At 38.4% G+C, this 20,452-nt stretch carries 18 protein-coding genes; 3 read left to right on the top strand and 15 right to left on the bottom strand.

Annotated features, from left to right (window positions below; translation table 11 throughout):
- Positions 1-211 precede the first annotated feature (211 nt).
- From ACSHXM_RS15305 to ACSHXM_RS15235, 15 genes are all read right to left on the bottom strand, one after another.
- On the bottom strand, positions 212-931 hold the full coding sequence (locus tag ACSHXM_RS15305; protein ID WP_435689972.1) for a type III pantothenate kinase: 720 nt from the start codon (positions 929-931) through the stop codon (positions 212-214).
- Entirely contained in the window at positions 915-1,889 is a 975-nt protein-coding gene (birA, locus tag ACSHXM_RS15300; RefSeq protein WP_435689970.1) for a bifunctional biotin--[acetyl-CoA-carboxylase] ligase/biotin operon repressor BirA, read from the bottom strand. Before birA ends, ACSHXM_RS15305 begins: the two co-directional genes overlap by 17 nt.
- Positions 1,886-2,884, bottom strand: a complete 999-nt coding sequence (murB, locus tag ACSHXM_RS15295; protein ID WP_435689968.1) for a UDP-N-acetylmuramate dehydrogenase — start codon at positions 2,882-2,884, stop codon at positions 1,886-1,888. Before murB ends, birA begins: the two co-directional genes overlap by 4 nt.
- Before the next feature lie 120 nt (positions 2,885-3,004).
- Positions 3,005-5,122, bottom strand: coding sequence for a GumC family protein (locus ACSHXM_RS15290; RefSeq protein WP_435689966.1), 2,118 nt, complete (start codon positions 5,120-5,122; stop codon positions 3,005-3,007).
- Positions 5,119-5,562 (bottom strand): polysaccharide biosynthesis/export family protein, encoded by a 444-nt coding sequence (locus ACSHXM_RS15285; RefSeq protein ID WP_435689964.1) that lies wholly within the window; start codon positions 5,560-5,562, stop codon positions 5,119-5,121. The genes ACSHXM_RS15290 and ACSHXM_RS15285 overlap by 4 nt, the downstream gene beginning before the upstream one ends.
- A 65-nt stretch (positions 5,563-5,627) precedes the next feature.
- A complete protein-coding gene (locus tag ACSHXM_RS15280) occupies positions 5,628-6,854 on the bottom strand; it encodes a hypothetical protein (protein WP_435689962.1) in 1,227 nt (408 codons plus the stop codon).
- Positions 6,855-6,971: 117 nt separating this feature from the next.
- On the bottom strand, positions 6,972-8,819 hold the full coding sequence (locus tag ACSHXM_RS15275) for a polysaccharide biosynthesis protein (RefSeq protein ID WP_435689960.1): 1,848 nt from the start codon (positions 8,817-8,819) through the stop codon (positions 6,972-6,974).
- Positions 8,819-9,994 carry a DegT/DnrJ/EryC1/StrS family aminotransferase gene (locus ACSHXM_RS15270; RefSeq protein ID WP_435689958.1) on the bottom strand — a complete coding sequence of 392 codons (1,176 nt, stop codon included), beginning with the start codon at positions 9,992-9,994 and terminating at the stop codon, positions 8,819-8,821. The genes ACSHXM_RS15275 and ACSHXM_RS15270 overlap by 1 nt, the downstream gene beginning before the upstream one ends.
- 37 nt (positions 9,995-10,031) lie before the next feature.
- Complete coding sequence (locus ACSHXM_RS15265; RefSeq protein WP_435689956.1) at positions 10,032-10,676, bottom strand: acetyltransferase; 645 nt, start codon at positions 10,674-10,676, stop codon at positions 10,032-10,034.
- Positions 10,669-11,268: a sugar transferase gene (locus ACSHXM_RS15260; RefSeq protein ID WP_435689954.1), complete on the bottom strand. Its 600-nt coding sequence runs from the start codon at positions 11,266-11,268 to the stop codon at positions 10,669-10,671. The genes ACSHXM_RS15265 and ACSHXM_RS15260 overlap by 8 nt, the downstream gene beginning before the upstream one ends.
- Complete coding sequence (locus ACSHXM_RS15255) at positions 11,262-12,425, bottom strand: glycosyltransferase family 4 protein (protein WP_435689952.1); 1,164 nt, start codon at positions 12,423-12,425, stop codon at positions 11,262-11,264. The genes ACSHXM_RS15260 and ACSHXM_RS15255 overlap by 7 nt, the downstream gene beginning before the upstream one ends.
- The gene (locus ACSHXM_RS15250; protein WP_435689950.1) at positions 12,422-13,594 is read right to left on the bottom strand and encodes a glycosyltransferase; all 1,173 of its coding nucleotides are present in this window, start codon (positions 13,592-13,594) and stop codon (positions 12,422-12,424) included. The genes ACSHXM_RS15255 and ACSHXM_RS15250 overlap by 4 nt, the downstream gene beginning before the upstream one ends.
- On the bottom strand, positions 13,594-14,904 hold the full coding sequence (gene wzy, locus ACSHXM_RS15245; protein WP_435689974.1) for an O-antigen polysaccharide polymerase Wzy: 1,311 nt from the start codon (positions 14,902-14,904) through the stop codon (positions 13,594-13,596). The genes ACSHXM_RS15250 and wzy overlap by 1 nt, the downstream gene beginning before the upstream one ends.
- Before the next feature lie 28 nt (positions 14,905-14,932).
- Complete coding sequence (locus ACSHXM_RS15240) at positions 14,933-16,030, bottom strand: glycosyltransferase (RefSeq protein ID WP_435689948.1); 1,098 nt, start codon at positions 16,028-16,030, stop codon at positions 14,933-14,935.
- On the bottom strand, positions 16,023-17,294 hold the full coding sequence (locus ACSHXM_RS15235) for a lipopolysaccharide biosynthesis protein (protein WP_435689946.1): 1,272 nt from the start codon (positions 17,292-17,294) through the stop codon (positions 16,023-16,025). Before ACSHXM_RS15235 ends, ACSHXM_RS15240 begins: the two co-directional genes overlap by 8 nt.
- A 212-nt stretch (positions 17,295-17,506) precedes the next feature.
- On the opposite strand from ACSHXM_RS15235, the gene ACSHXM_RS15230 reads away from it, so the two are divergent.
- The 3 genes from ACSHXM_RS15230 to ACSHXM_RS15220 all read left to right on the top strand — a co-directional run bounded on the left by ACSHXM_RS15230 (position 17,507) and on the right by ACSHXM_RS15220 (position 20,200).
- Positions 17,507-17,704: a hypothetical protein gene (locus ACSHXM_RS15230; RefSeq protein WP_435689944.1), complete on the top strand. Its 198-nt coding sequence runs from the start codon at positions 17,507-17,509 to the stop codon at positions 17,702-17,704.
- Positions 17,705-17,819: 115 nt separating this feature from the next.
- Entirely contained in the window at positions 17,820-19,016 is a 1,197-nt protein-coding gene (locus tag ACSHXM_RS15225; RefSeq protein WP_435689942.1) for a hypothetical protein, read from the top strand.
- Positions 19,013-20,200, top strand: a complete 1,188-nt coding sequence (locus ACSHXM_RS15220; protein WP_435689940.1) for a nucleotidyltransferase family protein — start codon at positions 19,013-19,015, stop codon at positions 20,198-20,200. The genes ACSHXM_RS15225 and ACSHXM_RS15220 overlap by 4 nt, the downstream gene beginning before the upstream one ends.
- Positions 20,201-20,452: the final 252 nt, after the last annotated feature.

Genomic DNA, 20,452 nt, shown 5'->3' with positions numbered 1-20,452 from the left:
TCGAACTGGTGACCTACTGATTACAAGTCAGTTGCTCTACCAACTGAGCTAAGTCGGCACTGCATCAAGTGGGTGCGGATATTAGAGCAAGAATTGGAGGTGCGCAAGTAGGAATTTAAAAAAAGTTAATTTTTTTTTGCTGACTGCTTAAATTAACGACTGTATGAGTGTTTTTCACACTAAAAAGTACAAATCAGGGTTAATTTTGAAATTAAATAAAACGCGTTAAACCTTGTAGAACTAAATTGGAATGAAAAATAATTTTATTATTTTTATTCAAAGTGAGTGTTTTTTGGGCTCCTCCGGTAATAAATATTCGATAATCTTGATATCTAGATGATAAATATTGCTCTGCCATAGCGACAAATCCCATTTGAGATGCCAAACACCCATAACTGACACAATCTTGAGTATTCTCCCCTATTGTTAAATCTGTAGGGTTATTGTCATCACCAAATACCTGTTGAGTATTATTTAACAAGCTTTCTTTCATCAAAGAGTAACCTGGCGCAATCCATCCACCTAGATGTTGATTATCAACCACTAGGTCACAGGTGTTTGCAGTACCAAGATCTAATACCGCAATAGGTAAATCAGTTTGTATACGAGCTCCCAATAAAGCTAACCATCGATCGACACCTAAGTTTTCAAATTGTTCATAGGCGCAATTAATTCCAAACGTTTGTTTTTGTGTTTGAATGGCTCGAAATGGAATATTTTGCGCTGCACTTAACGTTTCTAATTCAGAAACGTTAGAAGTATCGCCTACGTTGGAGACTAAAACACACAGTGCACGATTAACATAACTGGCTAAGTCATTGACTTGATTGCAGACTTCCACTGCAAAAACACTATTTGCATCGTTCACTAACGCAAACTTTATACGTGAATTACCCATATCAACAACAAGGGCTTTAAATAGGTCTGACACTTATTTCCCCACCATGAAACGATTGTGTTCCAACTTCAGTTTCTAGGACTAAAGCACCACTTGAATCGATACCTCGACCTATACCTTCAATGGTTTTATTCCCCATGACTAACTTGATAGGTCGATTAGCGTATATATCCAACTCTTTCCATTCGTCTACAAATGGGACTAAACCATCTTGTTCAAAACAACGTAATACATTATGTAATTCTTCAATTAATAAGGCTGCAAGTTTATTACGGCTTACTGGGGCTTGATTTAAGCCACTGAGATCTATCCAAGGTTGTTCTATGTTTTCAACAGTTTGAGGTAAAGAAATATTTAGGCCAATTCCAATCACACAATCACATCCAGCACCAATATGTCCTTCTACTTCGATTAAGACTCCTGCCAACTTTTTACCTAGTGCATATATGTCGTTTGGCCATTTTAATTGAATACCTTTATAACCCGCTTGGTTTAATGTGCGTTCAATTGCGACGCCAATTGCAAGACTTAACCCACCTAATACGGAATAACCACCAGCAAAATGCCAATGCATTGAAAGATATAAACTCGCCCCGTAGGGAGAAACCCATTGACGACCGTGACGCCCTCTACCAGAAGTTTGCGCTTCGGCTAAACAAACATAACCGTTATTTAATTGGCCTTTTTTATCTTTAATAAATTGATTCGTAGAGTCCACAACATTCAATACTTCTACATTTATATTTTTAGCATTCTGACAAGACTGCAAAATTTTACTTTGCTCTAACATATCTAAAGGTTGAGCTAATCGATACCCCTTGCCTGTTACGCTATAAACATCTAAACCTAATCCACACAATACTTTGATATGGTTGGAAATAGCGGCTCGGCTCATACCAAGTTCAATGCCTAACTCCTCTCCAGAATGGAACTCACCATTAGCTAATATTTGTAATAGTCGTGTGCGTATTAGATCGGGTTGTTTTGTCATAATTCAACCAAACTTTTGTCACCCATTAGTCGAACTTCATTTTCCAAGGTGATAGAAAATTCCTGCTGAACCCGGTCTTTAATTTGACGAGCCAAAGCTAATAACTCCACTCCAGTTCCTGTACCGTCATTGGTCAACACCAATGGTTGGGTGACATGACAACTAATCCCGCCTAATTTTTTACCTTTAAAACCTAAAGTGTCTATTAACCAAGCAGCTGGCACTTTAACCCTCAACTCATCTACCGGATAGCTAGGTATCATTGGCCAACTTTTCTTTAACCTGGCTAATTTTTTAATTGTAATCACCGGATTTTTAAAGAAACTGCCGGCATTACCCTGTTTCTTTGGATCGGGCAATTTGGCTTGTCGCACATCGACTACTTTATTATATATTTCTTGTGCGGTTGGATTGTCAAGCTGTTGCAGCTCACCATAATTTGAGACTGCGATCCAAATCTTTGGAATGCTAAACGTTACCTCTGTGATGATCACTTGTTCAGAAAGTGCGTGTTTGAAAATACTATCTCGATAACTAAAAAAGCATTCTTCGTGAGTGATTGTTTCTACTTTTTCTGAACGTAAACAAAAATAACTCACACTTTCTATAAAACGCTCAACTTCAACCCCGTAAGCCCCAATGTTTTGAATCGGAGCTGCTCCAACAGTGCCAGGAATTAAAGCTAAATTTTCTAAGCCGTAAATGTTATGAGCTAGACACCACTTAACTAAATCGTGCCAATTTTCACCTGCTCCAACGGTAAGCAAATAATGTTCTTTGGTTTGTTCAAGCTCAATACCTTCAATAGCCATTTTTAATATAGTGCCAGCATAATCCTCCAAGAACACCGTATTACTTCCCTGACCTAATATTAGGTAAGGATGAGACTGTGCCGCTAATAAGGAAGACTTTAACTCGTTCACAGACGTAATAGAGATAACATCTAAAGCAGTGGAAAGTAGACCAAATGTATGATGATTTTTTAAAGGAGACACTAAATTAGCCTAATAAAATTTGTCACTATTTTAATGAAGCTACTGACTATTACCAATAACTTTATATCCAAAACTAAAATTTTGAAATGACGAAACGGGTAAACGAGATTTTATTTATCTCTAGGACTTATTAATCACAAGAGCCTGCCTCATCATCCCTTTACGACGCTTAGGACTGACTCGTTTCACTTTGTTCAGGACCACCCCAAGCAATGGCACACCGTTCTCCCTCAAACTTTGCACTGTCTCAATTAAACTATCAGACTCCAATTTTTCAATATCACATACCAATATTACACTATCAACATGTTTAGATATCACCAAAATATCGCTAACGGAATTAACTGAAGGAGCTTCGAGTACAACTCGTTCATAAATTTCACTCAACTTTTTTATTAATTGGGCAAAACGAGGCCTAGACAGATGGATCATTGGGTCATTTGGTGTAGGCCCACTAGCTAACACATTGAGCCTAGTCTCAGGCTGTCGATACAAGCAATCACTAAATTTTGCTCTACGTGCAATAAAATTAGACAAACCTGGTTGTTCTTTCGATAGTCCAAATACTTGATCTACTGACGGCATACGTAAGTCACTATCGACCAAGATAACTTTTTCTAATTTGGCGAAAGCTTGAGCTAAACTTACACTGACAGTGGTTTTCCCATCACCTTCATGAACACCAGTAAGGGCAATAGTTCGCCCCCTAAATTCATCAGAACGCATTAAAACGGCTGTACGTAAAGAACGTATTGATTCTGCAAAAACATAATCCCGCTCTCCCTGCGACAATGTTTTTGCAATATTTTTAGTGCTACTAGATCCCTTTATCTTAGGGATTTCGGCAAGCAATGGAACATTTAACTTTCTGAGTAGCTGTCGAAAACGAGTTTGCTTATCTCTTATTAAATGCAGTAATAACCAACCTCCACTGCTAAACACCACTGCAAATAAGCACACTACAACTAACAACATCAACTTCCGCGGTTTGCTGGGATAGATTGGCACACTTGCATAGTCAACTACCGAGAACTGGTTGGTTTTTCCTAAATCTTTAAGCATTTGCGTTTCTTGCAAGCGGCTAACAAACTCTTCATAGAGTGTTTGCGTTGATTCGATTTCTCTACGTAATTTGGTAAGTTGTAATTCATAACGACTCAACTCACTATGTTTTTGCTCTGCTTTACTCATTTGGCCGTTTAACGATTCTAAACGCAGCTCATAAGTTGATAAATTTTGCCTCAGCCCAGCAATCAATTGTTCAACTAGTTGCCGCTCTTCACTTTCCAGCTTTTTGATTGCCGCATAAGCAGCTATATAACGATGATGTTTGCTTTTATACCGCTTAGATATTTGAGAAAAGGCTTGCTGGCTAGCTAATAAGTTATTTCTTATGTTTATCATCATGGGATGCTTTATTATGTAGTCAACTTGTTTTAGCGTTTTAATATCATCTGCCGCAGAGTCAACTTGTAGAAGTGAAGATTTAACTGCCGCTAGTGTTTTTTCTAACGCCAATTTTTCCTCTAACAATATCAATATTTCAGCTCGAGCGAATTCAATTTGACTATTGGCTCCTATAAGTTGATTTTCCTCGATGTAAGTCTGCAAAGCATCTTCAGCCATTACCAACTTGTTTTCCAGTGCCCCTAACTGGTCATAAAGCCAATTTGAAGTGTCATTGGCCTTTTCTGCACTAATCTTTGCGTGATAAACGAAAAAAGCAGGACCAATAAAATTGGCAACATCGGCTGCAATATTTGGATATTTGGATTCGAATGAGATTCTTAATAAATAGGTATCACCAATTTTATTCAATGTAAGACCGTTTAGTAATACATCAATTGCATATTCCCTCATTTCTTCTGGCGAACGAGATCTACCGGTAAATTTAAATTCAGGTGTTTTGGTCAATTCCATCTCATCCACCACACCTCCAATGAACTGTCGTGAACGGATAAATTCGATATAAGTATCGAGAATGCTTTCACCACCATAGCCAAAGTCCGAGACTACCGCAGGTAAGCTAAAGCTGGGGTCATTATCACCTAATACGATTCTACTACTGGCGCTGTAAATCATCGGCAACCCTGAAATGTAGTAAATACCTGCACAGACAATGGCAACAGAGGACAAAATAATCCGTAACTTTTTCTGCCATATGAAGCCAACTAAGTCAGTTAAATCAAAAGAGACTTCTGCAGACTTATTATGCTCATGTATAGTTTCAATGCTCAAAATAAACTTTCTTCAATTTCTAAGATATCTCCAGGAAAAATTCGTGATTCTCTAGTGACCTTAACCCGACTCTTATCTGTCCCTCGAATAATGTACCATTCTCGTTTTGACGCGCGATCCTTTAAACCTTTTGCCAAGGCCAAAGCCTGCTCTACATTCATGTCGAATTCAAAATCATAAACCCCCGGAGAAGAAACAGCTCCCCGCACATAGAAGGGTCGATAAGATTCAATAACGACTGATACACTTGGGTCAACCAGGTAGCCATCGAGATACGCAGCCTCCAGTTCTCTGCTTAATTGTTGAGGCGTTTTATCGACCACTAACACATCGCCAATTAAAGGAACTTTTAAAATACCTGTATTACCGACCTTGGATTTTGTCGTGAGATCTAACTCGTTATACACCTTTATGCTAATTGTATCTCCCACACTGATCACAAACTGTTCTTCGTTTGAATAAGTATAAAAACATGCATGCCATAAAAGCAGTCCTAAAATTAATTTTAAAATGCGTAACTCCAACTTAACTTGACTTCATTTTGTTGATAGTCTGTCGAATCATCCCTAGAAGATACTTGTCGGACTATCGCATCAAACCAAACCTGACTATGTTGATTAAGTATAAGTGTGAGCCTCACTCTGCCAATCTTTTCATCCAACACCTGGGCCACTAAAGCCTCATCATATTCACTTCTGTCAAGCGCAAGATTCGCTCCAATTTTCCATTGGTCGCTGTAAAGGTAAGATAAATCCGCCGCCAAACTACTATCCACGCTTTCACTACTGAATTCACTTCGACCCACAGCTGAGAGCCGATAGGAGTTAAAAGTAAACAATAAGTCTTGTCTGGCTTGATAGTAATAGTTTATGGCCCAAGATAAGTCAGTTCTTGCCTCATCATTATCTGGCTCTCGTCGGTAAGCTCCGAATAATACTTTAAATTTTGATTTACCAGAGGGTCGCCAATCTACACCTAATAACAAGCGATATAATCGACTATCATCGCGCAAGTCAGAATCGTAGTCATCATTGGTAGCTTCAAAACTAAGTAGCCACCGAGTAATAGACGATTGCTTAAACGCTATGTTCAGATCAAATGTTTGCTCTTTATAATTGAACAACGAAGAGTAAGAATTAATATTAGCGTATTTAACATCAGAAGAGCTCAATTTAAAAGATATTGCACGATTCGCTGTGTCATTACCATAAAGCAAGTTAATTGAAGCCTTATTCTCAGTCCGTTCATCGGAAAGCAACACATCATTACGTAAATTAGACAAGCCGAAACCAAACTTTTCATCTTCCTTAGAATGCTCTAATTCTGTGTCGACATACCAAGCTTCACTAATAAACAAACGCCCTAAAAATGCGCTTCTATAAGATGAAAAATCTTGTTCATTAGAGAGTAAAACAGCAAGGTCATTAAGGTTATAACGTTCAAGCTGTGCTCCGTAGTTGAGCATAAACAAATTTCCCTCACCAGAAGTAACAAGTTGGCCGGAAGCTTTAAGACTCACGCCAAGAGCATTGCTTTTTTCACTCACCGTGGGATTTAAGTTATCTGTACTTATCACATTAACTTCAGTTTCTAATGGAGAAGCATTTTTATCAATCGACTTGACTTGTCCTAATGCCATTCCATTGAAAGTAATCCCTATTGCCACAAACAAAACTAAGGAATTGCCATTACAAATTTTTGCCATCATTTTTCCAAAAAAGTTATCGTTCATTTAGCGCATTTGCTATTAACCAAATTAAGCACCTTGCATTGATATCGACCCAAACAGAAAAAGCTAAAATAAGTGATTTTAGCTTTTTGATTTTTGAGCGAGATTTTTAGTAAAAAGTTAATGGATAGCTGGAGTATAAGATAAAGGTGCGGTTATCAATAACTCCTTTGCCCCACCAGCATCATTATTCAACAACAGACGATTTAACTCATCAAATAACAAGATAACATCTTCAAACGCTAATTTAGTCTCATCTGCGCCCATGATCCTAGAGTGTTGTGTTGTGGTATCAGCATCATCAATTAATAACTCTTCATAAAGTTTTTCACCGGGGCGTAATCCTGATATTTTAAGTTCTATATCGCCAATAGGGTTATCAGCAGTTTTTAATTCATGCCCCATTAAATGAGCCATTTTCTTAGCAAGATCAACAATTTTGACGGATTCCCCCATATCCAAGACAAACACTTCACCATTTGAACCCATCGCCCCCGCCTGAATCACCAATTGGGCAGCCTCTGGAATAGTCATGAAATAACGGGTTATATCGGGATGAGTTACCGTAATCGGGCCCCCAGCTTGAATCTGCTTGGTAAACAAAGGGACAACTGAGCCAGAAGATCCCAGTACGTTACCAAACCGAACAATGGCAAACTCGGTACTAAACCCTAACTCAGCAATTCCTTGGATATAAAGTTCAGCGAAACGTTTGGTTGCGCCCATTATGTTAGTAGGTCTTACCGCTTTATCAGTTGAAATTAAAACAAACTTTTCAACGTCAAACTCAGCTGCAACCAGAGCAACATTGGATGTGCCAAAAACATTATTACGTATCCCAGCTAATGGGTTAGACTCCACCATTGGCACATGTTTATATGCAGCTGCATGATAAATAGTTTGGATATCATTTAGTTGGACAGTATTTCTTAACATTTCAGTGTCTTGAATACTAGCAAGTACAGGTACCAATTCCATGTCGGTATATAGTGATTTAAGTTCGTTTTCAATTTGATACAGGTTAAATTCAGAAAGTTCATAGAGTACAATTTTCTTAGGTGCAGACTTAGCTATTTGACGACATAACTCACTGCCAATTGAACCACCCGCGCCGGTTACCATGACGTTTTTATCACGAATATTGATATCTAATAATTCTACAATAGGTGGCACTGGCTCTCTGCCCAATAACTCTTCAATGCGAATTTCACGTAATTCACCTATGCTACTTTTTCCTGACAAAATATCCTGGATATTAGGAATACTTAACAGCTCGATTGCATAAGGTTCGAGTTCAACAATAAGCTCCTTTCGTCGCACACTTGAAGTATGGTGCACAGCTAATAGCATTTTGGTGACACCGTAACGCTCGATATAATATGGAATATCTTCTCGCTTACCGACCTTTAACCCCTGTATTACTTTTCCTCGGTACTGTTTTTTATCATCAATAAATGCGACTGGTTGTAAGTCATTCCCAGCTTTTAAGGTTTGAACTAAAGAGCGACCAGCTTCAGCAGCACCAAATATCAAACACTTTTCTCGCATTTTAAAGCTTTGAGATTGCGCTGATATTTGCATTAAGACCCGAGGTGCCAAAATACAAAAAGAAGCCAAAAACCAGTAAATAATGGGTACTGAATTAGGCATTAATTCGTCAAAAACAACACTTGCCACATACAAAAAAAGGACTGAAAAGGCCATGACCAGCAATGCAATGTTAACGGCTTTATAACCGATATAACGAATAACCTGTCGATAATGACCACATAAATACAATAAACCTAAAGTCACTGCGGTATTTAAACTAATCACTAACCAATCAGAAACTTGCATCTGCCAACTGTCCATACCTAAACGGACCCAAAAGGCAAAAATCAAAGCCCCAAATAAAGACGCGCCATCCCAAGCAAGCTCTGCAATTAATTTATTTTTAGGACTTAGCTCAAATAAATGGCGTAAATTCATTATAAAGTCGCCTCTGTCATTACTTCAGAAAAAGCACTACAGCATTTGTCTACTTCTTCGGGTTTCAAGGTAGGATGCACTAAAAACATTAAAGAAGTTTCACCTAACTCTATGGCGTTCAATAGAGGGCTTAGAGGACGAAGATCTGTATTATCAAACGCTTTTTCTTTATAGACCTCTGAACAAGAACCTGAGAAACAGGGCACATTCTGATCGACTAAAGTTTGTATTATTCTATCGCGATCCCATCCAGTTTTAAGTTGGCTTGGTTCAACAAACACATAACACTTATAAAAGGCGTGGTGTATATTTTGAGGAACATCTGGCACTCGCAAAGACTTAAATTTTCGTGCTGTATTCCAAATTTGTTGCCCGTAGATAGTGCGCGTTTCAAACCATTGAGGCATTTTTTGTAACTGTATTCGCCCAACAGCAGCTTGCATTTCAGTCATGCGCCAGTTAGTGCCAAATGACTCATGTAACCATCGGAACCCTGGCGCATGTTGCTTTTCATAAATCGCAGACCAAGATTTACCATGATCCTTAAAAGACCAAACACGTTGCCACAACTCTTTATCATTTGTGGTAACCATGCCACCTTCACCAGCCGTGGTCATAATTTTGTCTTGGCAGAATGACCACGCCGCTAAAACGCCAAAACTACCGACCGATTTACCTTTATACGTTGCTCCATGAGCCTGTGCACAATCTTCAACTACTTTAATGTCATGCTGAGTCGCTAAATCTAAAATACTATCCATGTCACAAGGCCAACCAGCCAAATGAACGCACAAAATAGCGGAAGTATTGTAATTAACTTTTTCTGCAATGGTTGCAGCTGAAATGTTTTGAGAGTCTCTATCTACGTCTACAAATACTGGCACTAAACCCGCCAATACTATTGAAGATACAGATGCAAGAAACGTTCGGGAGGTAACGATAACCTCTGAACCAGCTGGTAATTGCAAAGCTTGCCATGCTAAATCGAGTGCTACCGTACCATTAGCAACAGCCACGGCATAATTACAATCTGTGTAACTAGCAAATTCTTTTTCAAACTCGCGACCTTCTTGGCCTGTCCAATAATTAACTTGATTAGAGTCGAGTACTTTAAGGACAGCCTGTTTTTCTTGCTCGTCATAATCAGGCCAAGGAGAAAATGGTCCATTTAACATGTTTACATCTCTTATTATTGTTTTTGTGTTGAGATAACTACTTCGCTATTGTCTTAATTATCTTAGCTGGTACTCCATAACCTAACGTATTCTCCCTAATATCACCGACAACAACTGAGCCAGCACCTATTACACAATTTTTACCAATATTCACTGACTGCACTATACTGCTGCCAATACCTATAAAACTCAATTCACCTATATTTACTATTCCAGCTACATGACAACCAGGAGCAATATGTACAAAGTTTTCTACTTCACAATCATGATCTAGAGTAGCACCTGTATTTAAAATACACCCTACTCCTATAGTTGAATACGGATTCACCACTGAATGTGCACATAACAAGCTACCTATACCTAAAGAAGAGTATTCACTAATTGTCGCAGAAGCATGAACTAAGGTTGCAATTTTTGCTCCGCCATCAATTAATATTTTTAGCCATCGTTGTCTAGTTTTATTGTCGCCAATTGCCACAAAAAACTCGGAACTTTCGGACAAAAATGATTCAAAACTTTCTGGAATACCGATGATCCGCCATGCCCCAACTTCTGTCTGTTCAGGCATCACTGCGTCCAAAAATACGATCTCTGTATACAAAGACATTGATTCCGCACACTCAGCCACGACTTTGCCATGACCACCTGCCCCTACAACTATAAGAACTTTGTTATCAGTCATTGGATTGCCCGGTAAATTTAGTCACGGTTGCTTGACCTTGTTGATTAATACCTTCACGTTTTATAACTTTTAAGACCGTTAAAATTAATACCTTAATATCTAGCCATGTAGATTGGTGCTCCACATACCAAACATCTAATGCGAATTTGTCTTGCCAAGACAAGGTATTTCGTCCATTTACTTGTGCCCAACCGGTAATGCCGGGACGAACATTATGACGCTTTGCTTGTTCTTTAGAATAAAGTGGTAAATATTCCATTAATAACGGCCTAGGCCCTACTAAACTCATATTACCAACTAGAACATTTATGAGCCCAGGGAGCTCGTCCATACTGCTCGCTCTTAAGAAATGCCCAAAAGGAGTTAGCCTTTCTTCATCAGATAACAAGTTTCCGTCAAGATCTGTTTCATCAGTCATGGAACGAAACTTCATCATATTAAATGCTTTACCATGCAACCCTGGCCTCGCTTGTTTAAATAAAATGGGCGACCCGAGCTTAAGTCGAATAATCACAGCTAAAAAAAACAATAATGGGATCAGTAAAACCAAAGCACTGCAAGAAACAAATATATCTATTAAACGTTTCAACATGCGGCTACCTGTTTAGTTTGATAATCAGTTAAGACTTGCTGATAAAATTCAAAAACTTGTTTGGCATTATCTTCAACATTCATGACTTGTTGTACTTTTATTAAGCCGTTTTGTACTAAATGCTGGCATAACTCTGGTTGTTCAATCGCTTGGGTTATCTTTTGGGCTAAACTTTCGGGAGATTTAACATCAGCCAATAAACCAGTCTCACCATCTGTCACTAAATCAGGAAATCCACCAATATTAGTGGTTAATGTTGGTATCCCTGCATACATTGATTCAACCGCACCTCCCACATTTTCTGAGTGCGAAGGATGCACGGCCAGATCAAATTGAGGGTATAATTCAGGAACGTCTTTACGAGTCCCTAAAAAAACACAGGCTTCACCCACTGTATTACTAGCGTAATCTTTTACTTGGTCAAAATAGTCCTGGGTTGCCCCCCAAGGGCCCCCAACAAAAACACATTTTGTGTTGGGATAGCGCTTTCTCACGATGGCTAAAGCATCAATTAAATCTTCATGCCCTTTTAAACCTCTTTTTTGCCCTAAATAACTTTTGGGAGCATAAAAATAGGCAACCATGCCAATTAAAAAATCGTTTTCGCTCATACCCAAAGATTCTTTTAAATCACTTTTTCCGGGGCTAAAAGTAAAATCACCGGCATTCACTCCATAGTAGGCCAAACCTACTTTTTGTTTGGGAATACCGCAGCTTAAATATTTATCTTTGGTCCAAATGCACGAAGCCAACCAATAGTCTAATTTTCCTCCAGATCTTAAATCTAACCAGCGAAATAAACTATGTTCCAAATGCAGCGGTCCAGGCACATGGAATATCCTAGGTACAGACAAGCCAACCAAGCCTATACGCATTAATAAAGTAGTAGCAACGAAGTGACTATGAATTAGATCTGGCTTTATTCTTTTTACCAGTTCCCTCAATTGGTTGATTCTGTTGATGTTTTTCCAAGGGCGACTAATACATAACGAAGGATCAAATACATGTACTGTTACCCCCTCTGCTTGGTATTTTTCTACCATAGGGCCAGCAGGTAAAGCTAAATGTACTTCTACACCTAAATTAACTAATTGTTGAGTTTGGCGTAAAGCCCAACTTGCGCCAACTGATGTTTTTAGTATGTGGAGGACTTTCATGAAAACTCTTTTTTTAGCTGTAAATATGATTGATAAAATGCTTCACGTTGACTAGCGAGTAAATCATATTCATAATTTTTTGACCGCAATAAATTTTGCCTTGAAGCTTCCGATAAAGACTGGGGACTCGACAATAAAACATCTAATTTTTCAGCCAATTGTTGCCAATTATTACTTTTCACCAAGTAGTCATGGTCGAGTAATTCAGGAATGCCACCAACACTAGACGCAATACAAGGTAACCCTCTTGCCATAGCTTCAATCAAAGCTCTAGGTAACCCTTCAGTGCGAGAAGGCATAACAAATAAATCCGCATTGTCTAAATATTGAATAACTTGGGTATGCCCCACTTCGCCTACAAAATGAAAAAGCTCAGAACAATCTAATTTTACAGCCAAGCTTTTCATATCATTCAAATACAAACCGCCACCCAACATAGTGACATGATAAAGTTTGCCTTGCTTTTTAAGCTGCCCTATTGCTTGAATAAGTAAGTCAGGTCCTTTATATAATTGAGCAAATGACCCGACAAATACCAAAGTATTACCTGCCTTGCTGTACGTTTTCGACTGTGTCACAAAACTATTTAAAGGTAACTCAATATCAGAACAACCAACAGATAGCGCACCAGCTGCCACCGGGTACCGGCGTTGTAAATACTCTTTTGTCACATAACAACTGCCTAGCGCATTGTTTGCCATTCTTTTTAAGCCCTGATAGCTTACCCAAGCGAGTATTTTATCAAGCAGTCCATTGGTAATACCTGCATTAAAAACATCGAAAGGGTCACCTACTACTTCGAGTGCATAACCGTATTGTTTGCCACGTCCAAAACTGGCTAACATAGCTGACTGGGAAGGTACTCTGTAAATCAACCCTCTTTCTGGTGTGGCAACCGAATTGATGACCTGACGGATTTTAGGCAAATTTCGAAGTAAACCAATAAATCCAACGTAGTAAGGTAAAGCTACAAACTCAACATTGTCGCCGCTCGATAACTGCCAATTCGTTTCAGCTGTTTCAACATCTTGAATACGTGCAACAGCAATTACCCGTTCAAAGGATGTCAAATATCGCTGCCAAAATTGGTATAAAAAGGCACTATTTGTCCAAACTTTTTGGTCCGGTGTGCGGTAAAAACGAAATTCACAGGTAACAATTACGTCCATTAGGTCTCATTCTTCTTGTGTGCTAAAAAAATAAAAAATAAAGCAACAACCTGCCCAATAATAATTTGAACTGGCACATGAGCAAAGCTATTTCTTATCATGATGAATATCGGAACTAAACTGACCCCAAGTAAAATATCATAACGCACTTTAGACGGTTGGTTATCGAGGTAAGCAAACAAAGCCCCCAATATAAAAAATACAATAAAAACGCCTTTTTCACCAAAATTTATATATGCCTCAGCCACCGGTGAAAAACCGATTGGACCAGCTCGTTTAATCACTGTCACATTTAGCAAACGGTCGTCTTTTCCTGCTGGAATTCGATCCAACTGTGGAATAAATAAGGAGAACTGCCGCTCAAAAGGCGCCCAATAGCTAGCTCCCATCATTAACTTATCACCATTTTTTCGCCAACTTATGACTTCTTGAACCGCTCTTAAGCTTGATCCCATTTCAGCTACCGCGTCCATTGGGTTAAGCGCGGTACCTGATGAATAGTCTCCTGATACTCGTGCATTTTTTACGATCCCAGCCACAATAAGAAAGGCGATAACAATGAGTAAAAGTAAGAAACCGTTCATTGGTTTTCCTTTGCGCCCAGCTACGCATGCCGCAACAGCACTAGGGAACATGACTTCCCCCCGAAGGCCGAGTTTAAATGCGATTAAAGACCATATGGCAAAGACAGCAAAATAGGCAATATTAAAATCCTTTTGATAAGTCACAACCAATAAAACTAATGACAAACCTATAAAGACATAGATATACGTAAAAATAATGCCCACTATAGGTATCTGATCAACGACAGCAAGGTATGCGCCGTATGAATAAATAGCGCCAGTACCAATAGCGACTACAAAAAAGAGGAGTGTCATTAGAATTAAAACTGCACCACCTATATGATACAAACGTTTATTGAATTTCAGATCGAGTGTCTGTTGTTGTTGAATTATTGGCTTTGAAAAAAGTAATGCAGCAATACAAAAGCTTAGGAAGGCTAAGTTGACCAAGTGAATAGCATTCTCAGTTTCTACACTGTCAAACCAAAAACTAATTTGATACAAAGTGTCTTCATCGGTAATCCCGCCGAGTACATTAGCTAATACTAAGCCACCATGAAAAATTCCAAAAGCGATAAAGAAAATAAAACAAATAGACCAGTTACCTTTTGGCAATGCATTCGCCAAAACGGTGGCCATGAATAACCAGTTTATAGTTGTAAGTAGTTCTAAATTGGCTCGTTTGGCTTCAAATGCATCAAAATAAGCAGCGAAGACAATAAGCCCACTTAATAATACTAACCAAATTCCAAATATTTTTTTGATATTGCTGCCTTTATCTATATAACTCGTAAAGTTGCTCAGCGTTGCGTTCTAATTGAAATATACTCTTTTCAAACTGCTGCTTACTTTGCATACGGTCAACAGGATTCATTAATTGTTTCTGAATGACCTTCACCCACTGCTCATTGTTACTTGAGAGTGGGACAGCAGTAACGACTGGAAGTTTTTGTGAAATTTCAACAATCCCCGGGATGTCGGAACCTACCACTGGCACTCCAAGAGAGGCACTCTCTATAACTGCACCTGGTAACCCTTCCCATTTAGAAGGAAACAACAACATATTACTATGTTCAATAAACGGCAGTACATCTCCTTTTTCCCCTAGATAGAACACCTTCTTTTCTATTTTATTTTCATTAATAACTTGCTGCATTTCTGCCTTAATATCTGCGTCTTCTTTACCTATAAGAATCAGTAATACGTCATCATTTACTTTACAAAGCGCTGCAAATATTTCTATAAGTCTGACGTGATTTTTTTGCTCATGCATACGTGCAACATTAACCAGTACTTTCTCACCTTGATAATCACAAATATGCTCTTGCCAAAAGGCATTATTATGTGTCACTTCAAAAATGGGAAAGCCATTATAGATCACCCCAAACTTAGGATTACTGGACCAATCAAAATGCCAAAATGCGTCTATTGCCCCTTTACAAACAGCCACAATTTTTGTTGAAAAAGTGAGTAACAACCTGCGTAAAAATACGTCACGTAGCTTTCGTATTATACTAGGGCTCTCTACATCATGTGTACTTCGAAAATGTGAAATCCTAATGTTCGCACCTGCCATCCATGCCACTAAAAGCATTAACCCAGAAACTAGCGATACGTGAGAATGCACGATTGTGTATCCCCCCTGCTTAATGATGGCGTAAAAAGTGTGGAAAAAGCGCCAGTTTAATTTGCAATAATAAATCTGACTGCCACTAGCCACTATTTGTTGATCCAAGACACCTTTTTCACCACTTAACACCAAAAAATCATACTGAACACCTTTGTCCAACATATATTGTTGTGTCGATAACGTTCTAAGTTCAGCGCCACCTCGATTCATGATGCCAAAAACATGTAATACTTTTTTATGCATTTAAGTGCCTTTCTTGAACTAGTGCCTTATACACCCGATTAAAACTAAAAACAAAGATAATACATTCAACCGATGTTGCAATAACCATAGCATAAGCGGCTCCAACCATACCCAGTAAAGGCACTAACCATAGACATCCCAGCAAGACGATTAATGTTCCGACAGAATATATTTTAGTTTGGATATTAAACGCTTTGATTGAATTCATTGAAGTACCAATAAAGATATACACATAACGGATTGAAGCAGCAACAAGAATCCAAAACAGTTCATTCGTCAAAGTACCAATTTGTGTATTGTAAAATAAAGTCAAAAAGAATTGCCCCCCAACCAATGCAACCATAACACCAGCAAAGCCAATCGCTAAACCTATAGCACACATACCAATAGTTAAATTTCTGTAACTCTCTAATAAACCTTGGTGAATTAGTCCGCTAAGTTTCGGGGAAACGGCTTGAGATAAACTATTTACTAACACCCCTCCGGCGGTTAAAAAATAACTAACGGCTGCAAACCTACCAGCCGCTTCGATATTTATTGAATCCTCAATTACGTAAGTAGGAATATATACAAATAAAGCCCCCATAACTAAACCGATACTCATAGGATAATACTTATTAGTCATTTTCCAGCAGGTTTTAAAATTTGCAAAATGAGCCAAAAGTGACAACCAATTAATTCCCACACCATTTTCTTGTTGTCTAAATTTATTTGCAAAAATTAAATCCACAAAACTATAAAGTACTGCACTTAACGTCCACCCAATGATAGTGATGAGGCTTGACTCTGTAGTAATTGCCAAAACTAACATTATCGTTATAGAGAGTATCGAACGAGATCCTTGTGAACAAGCAACGTACAAAAATCTGCCCGTACGCTGGCTAAAACTATAAGATAACTCGGAACACGAATCTGCAAATTTATAGATACAAACCAATAGAAAAAGCCATATTGGAATATCTTCAAATAAGTAACTTCCAATACTAATACACAAGATTACTGCCACAGAGCTTGTAATTAGGCGTGTACCTATATATTGCTCTAGAGTATGTTCATTACTAAAATCAACCACTATTACTGTCCGTAGTTTTAAGCTCAGTAATAAAAATATTGGCGATACTAAAGAGAGGCATAATACAAATTGACCTAAAAATTCGTCAGGAAATTTTTTAGCGATAATAACAAGTAGCAACCAGTTACTTAGAGCAACCAGTAAATTTGCAGTGAGAGTATAAGTAGAGTTTAAGGCAAGTTTGTTTTGCACGTGTAGTTTAAGTAATTAAATCATTAAGACAATACAAACCTTACCTAGACACAAGGTGATTTACAACTCTGATTTACCAATAAAAGCAGTGTGTTGAATACTTTTCCAGAGCCCATTAACAACTAGAATTAGACTATTGTCTAATAGCTTCTTAAACTAACATTGATATTGTATAATCGTAGATATAATTGCATCGTTTAAGAGAGTAACCAATGCCTGAACATACAACTTTAAATAAAACACAGCAAAGTAACAACGAAACGTCGACCGATCAAACTCGTAGAGATTTTTTAAATAAGTTCGGTAAATTAGCTGTAGTCACGCCTGTCGCCATGTCAGTTCTAATGACTCCAAGCACCTCAGCAGCGCCAAAATCCTGTCGCGGTCAAGGCACCAAAGCTTGCCGATAGTGATGTTTATATATCACATTGGTAAAATTACATGATCAATCTCAGAGCAAATTGAGCGCATCGGCAGCTACTTTTAACTTGCTTTAACTAGATACTTTAGGTTACTACCTTCTGGATGCCAATAACCAAACTCTCACTTAATGCCTCTCATTTATCTCTTTACCTTGAAGATGATAAAGCCATCGTTTATCACAAAATAAATCATAACCTATACCACTTGCCCACGTTGTCGATCGCCATATTACTTTCGATAGATGAAGGCCAAAGCCAACAGTCCACCATCAACTCCATAGCCAAAGAATATCAATTATCCAAGCAACGACTCGAGCCCATTTATCACCAAATAAACACCCTTTTTAGCTCCCACAAGCAGCAAGGTACATATTTAGCCGGACGTTATCCAGAATTTGAAGCCAGCCCAAAGCAAGTAAGTTTATTCGACCACGTCCAAGTAGCGTATTTCCAAGTTGCCGATACTATTTTTTCAATCGATACTCAGGATGAAGATTTATTTATAGCAATCCAAGCACTTTTATCACCTTGCCGCTGTTCTTCAATCGAAGTGGATTTTATTATTTCCATTGCCAAAAGTGATGGTTATTATCGGATTTATTCTAATGGGTTATTAGTCGAAACAGAGCTTAGCTTTAATCATGTGATGCCCCTCATTATTGATAGGTTGCAGATATTGTCATTTCAACAAAGTGATTATACTTTTTGTTTTCACGGTGCAGCGCTTGGCACTCCACGGGGTACTTTATTACTACCAGGAAAATCAGGATCTGGAAAGTCAACATTGAGCGCTGTTTTAGCTGGTGTTGACGGTAGTTTATTTTCTGATGAGATCATCGCTTTTAACAAGAATTTTGAGTTATGTCTTTTGTCTCTGCCAATAGCAGTTAAATCTGGCAGCTGGAAAAGTCTCGATATTCAATATCCTAATTTAAAACACATGCCTACTTGGCATAGATTAGATGGCCGCCGCTTAAAGTATGTTTGGCCTAGTGATATGCAAGCTAATAAAAACATAAGCAAAAATGATAACGCTAAATGTTTACTCATTAATCCAAGATTCGTTGCCCAACCGAGCCCTGCCCAAGAGGCGCAGCCTCAAGCGGTAGCTAAACCACTAGACGTAATTGAAACTATTGCTATGTTAACCGATAGTGGTTATCAACTCGGTTTCGAACTTACTGAATCAGGATTTGAAGCGTTTCTTAACTTTATTGAAAAAACACCTTGCTATCAATTGTCCTACTCCAGCAGCCAACAAGCCCTAGATAAACTTGATGAATTATGGCTACTACAATGAATAATGATAAAGATGAAGCACAAGTTACAATAACCCAACAAACCTTCTACGACTTGGGTACTTGGCTATCTAAGAAACAACAATATACTCAGACACAACTCTTACGTTTGCAACTCGAAGAACATTATCTCCCGTTGGTAGCTTTAGCCAATAACAATTGGCTGACTGGAGCGTTAGCCAACAGCCTTAAGAAAAGTGACGTTTGGTTATTAATTCCTACCACGTTGCGAGAATACTTGTCTGAAATGGAACTGTTTTATCGACAGCGTTCTGAATCTATACAACAAGAGGCTATTTTTTCTTGCTCTTTATTACTAGACGCTGGTACTGAAGTCAGTTTATTAAAGGGAGCAGCAAATTTATTTAACGGCGCCGCTAACCCTATTTCCAATAGATATATGAGTGATATAGATCTATTGATACAAGAGAGCAAACTAGATGACAGCGTAACTACATTAGTGGAAAATGGTTATGTGGATCCCGACGATGACGAGGAAATACTGATTAAAGGTGATGCACATCATCATGCCCCACCACTTATTAGAAAAGACGGAGTATGTTACATAGAACTGCATCGCTGGGCTTTACCGCTATCCAGTCACAAAATACTAGAGACCAACGAAATTTGGCAACAGTCTATACCGCTATCACTTACGCCTGAATTAGAAATTTTACAACCACACCCAACCCATCAGATTATTTTAGCCATCACTCATAGTGAATTATCGGATTCTGCTTTTAAAAACAACCACATTGATCTAAGACAACTATATAACTTGTATAGCCTCACCAAAAATTTAGAAGGGCAAATAGATTGGTCAGTAGTTGAGCAGCATTTTCAAAGAGCTAACTTAGCGGAAGTACTATACGCTATGCTATTTTCTACCTATCAAATATTTGGACTTCGGACTCCAGCAACCAAAATTAAAGATAGCAGTGCCCAAAAACATTATTCGAGCTGTTTAGATCGTTATGTAAAAACCCAAGGCGACAACCCAAAATTTAGTTATTTACTGCAAGTTTTTAGAGGTTACGAAAAACAAACTATAATTGACTTATATGGCAACAACGGTAGATACCCCATTATATTTGGGAGGTTAAAACATTTTAAACGTCATCTTCATTTACTATTTACGCCCAAATTCATTACTCGCTTTGTAAAACGAAATTTCAATAAAGATTAACCATCAGTATAAGCACCAGAACTCATATTGAGGTGGGAAGTCTAGGTTTTGCAGGAGCAATTGTCGAGGGGTATAAGCGGGGTCTTTTAGGAACGAAGTTCCGCTCCGCTTTTCAATGAGTCATGGATGACGAGTTTGGGTGCATATCAACATGGATGTGTATTTGACTACTTGACGTATTGCGACGTTATCAAACGCCACATAGCAAAAAAGCCCTAACCGTAAGGTTAGGGCTTTCTCTAAATAGGAGTC

The organism is Paraglaciecola sp. (assembly GCF_051252315.1).
In the GTDB taxonomy this organism is placed as follows: Bacteria; Pseudomonadota; Gammaproteobacteria; order Enterobacterales; family Alteromonadaceae; genus Paraglaciecola.
The sequence above is the reverse complement of the archived record's forward strand: the minus strand, read 5'-3'. Positions and strand labels throughout refer to the sequence as shown.

Bases quoted from the DNA above. Each gene is read 5' to 3' on its own strand.
- ACSHXM_RS15250 (WP_435689950.1), bottom strand. From the start codon at position 13,594: ATGGACGTAATTGTTACCTGTGAATTTCGTTTTTACCGCACACCGGAC.
- ACSHXM_RS15230 (WP_435689944.1), top strand. From the start codon at position 17,507: ATGCCTGAACATACAACTTTAAATAAAACACAGCAAAGTAACAACGAA.
- ACSHXM_RS15255 (WP_435689952.1), bottom strand. From the start codon at position 12,425: ATGAAAGTCCTCCACATACTAAAAACATCAGTTGGCGCAAGTTGGGCT.
- ACSHXM_RS15275 (WP_435689960.1), bottom strand. From the start codon at position 8,819: ATGAATTTACGCCATTTATTTGAGCTAAGTCCTAAAAATAAATTAATT.
- ACSHXM_RS15220 (WP_435689940.1), top strand. From the start codon at position 19,013: ATGAATAATGATAAAGATGAAGCACAAGTTACAATAACCCAACAAACC.
- ACSHXM_RS15225 (WP_435689942.1), top strand. From the start codon at position 17,820: ATGCCAATAACCAAACTCTCACTTAATGCCTCTCATTTATCTCTTTAC.
- ACSHXM_RS15240 (WP_435689948.1), bottom strand. From the start codon at position 16,030: ATGCATAAAAAAGTATTACATGTTTTTGGCATCATGAATCGAGGTGGC.
- ACSHXM_RS15270 (WP_435689958.1), bottom strand. From the start codon at position 9,994: ATGTTAAATGGACCATTTTCTCCTTGGCCTGATTATGACGAGCAAGAA.
- birA (WP_435689970.1), bottom strand. From the start codon at position 1,889: ATGACAAAACAACCCGATCTAATACGCACACGACTATTACAAATATTA.
- ACSHXM_RS15280 (WP_435689962.1), bottom strand. From the start codon at position 6,854: ATGAACGATAACTTTTTTGGAAAAATGATGGCAAAAATTTGTAATGGC.
- ACSHXM_RS15260 (WP_435689954.1), bottom strand. From the start codon at position 11,268: ATGTTGAAACGTTTAATAGATATATTTGTTTCTTGCAGTGCTTTGGTT.
- ACSHXM_RS15265 (WP_435689956.1), bottom strand. From the start codon at position 10,676: ATGACTGATAACAAAGTTCTTATAGTTGTAGGGGCAGGTGGTCATGGC.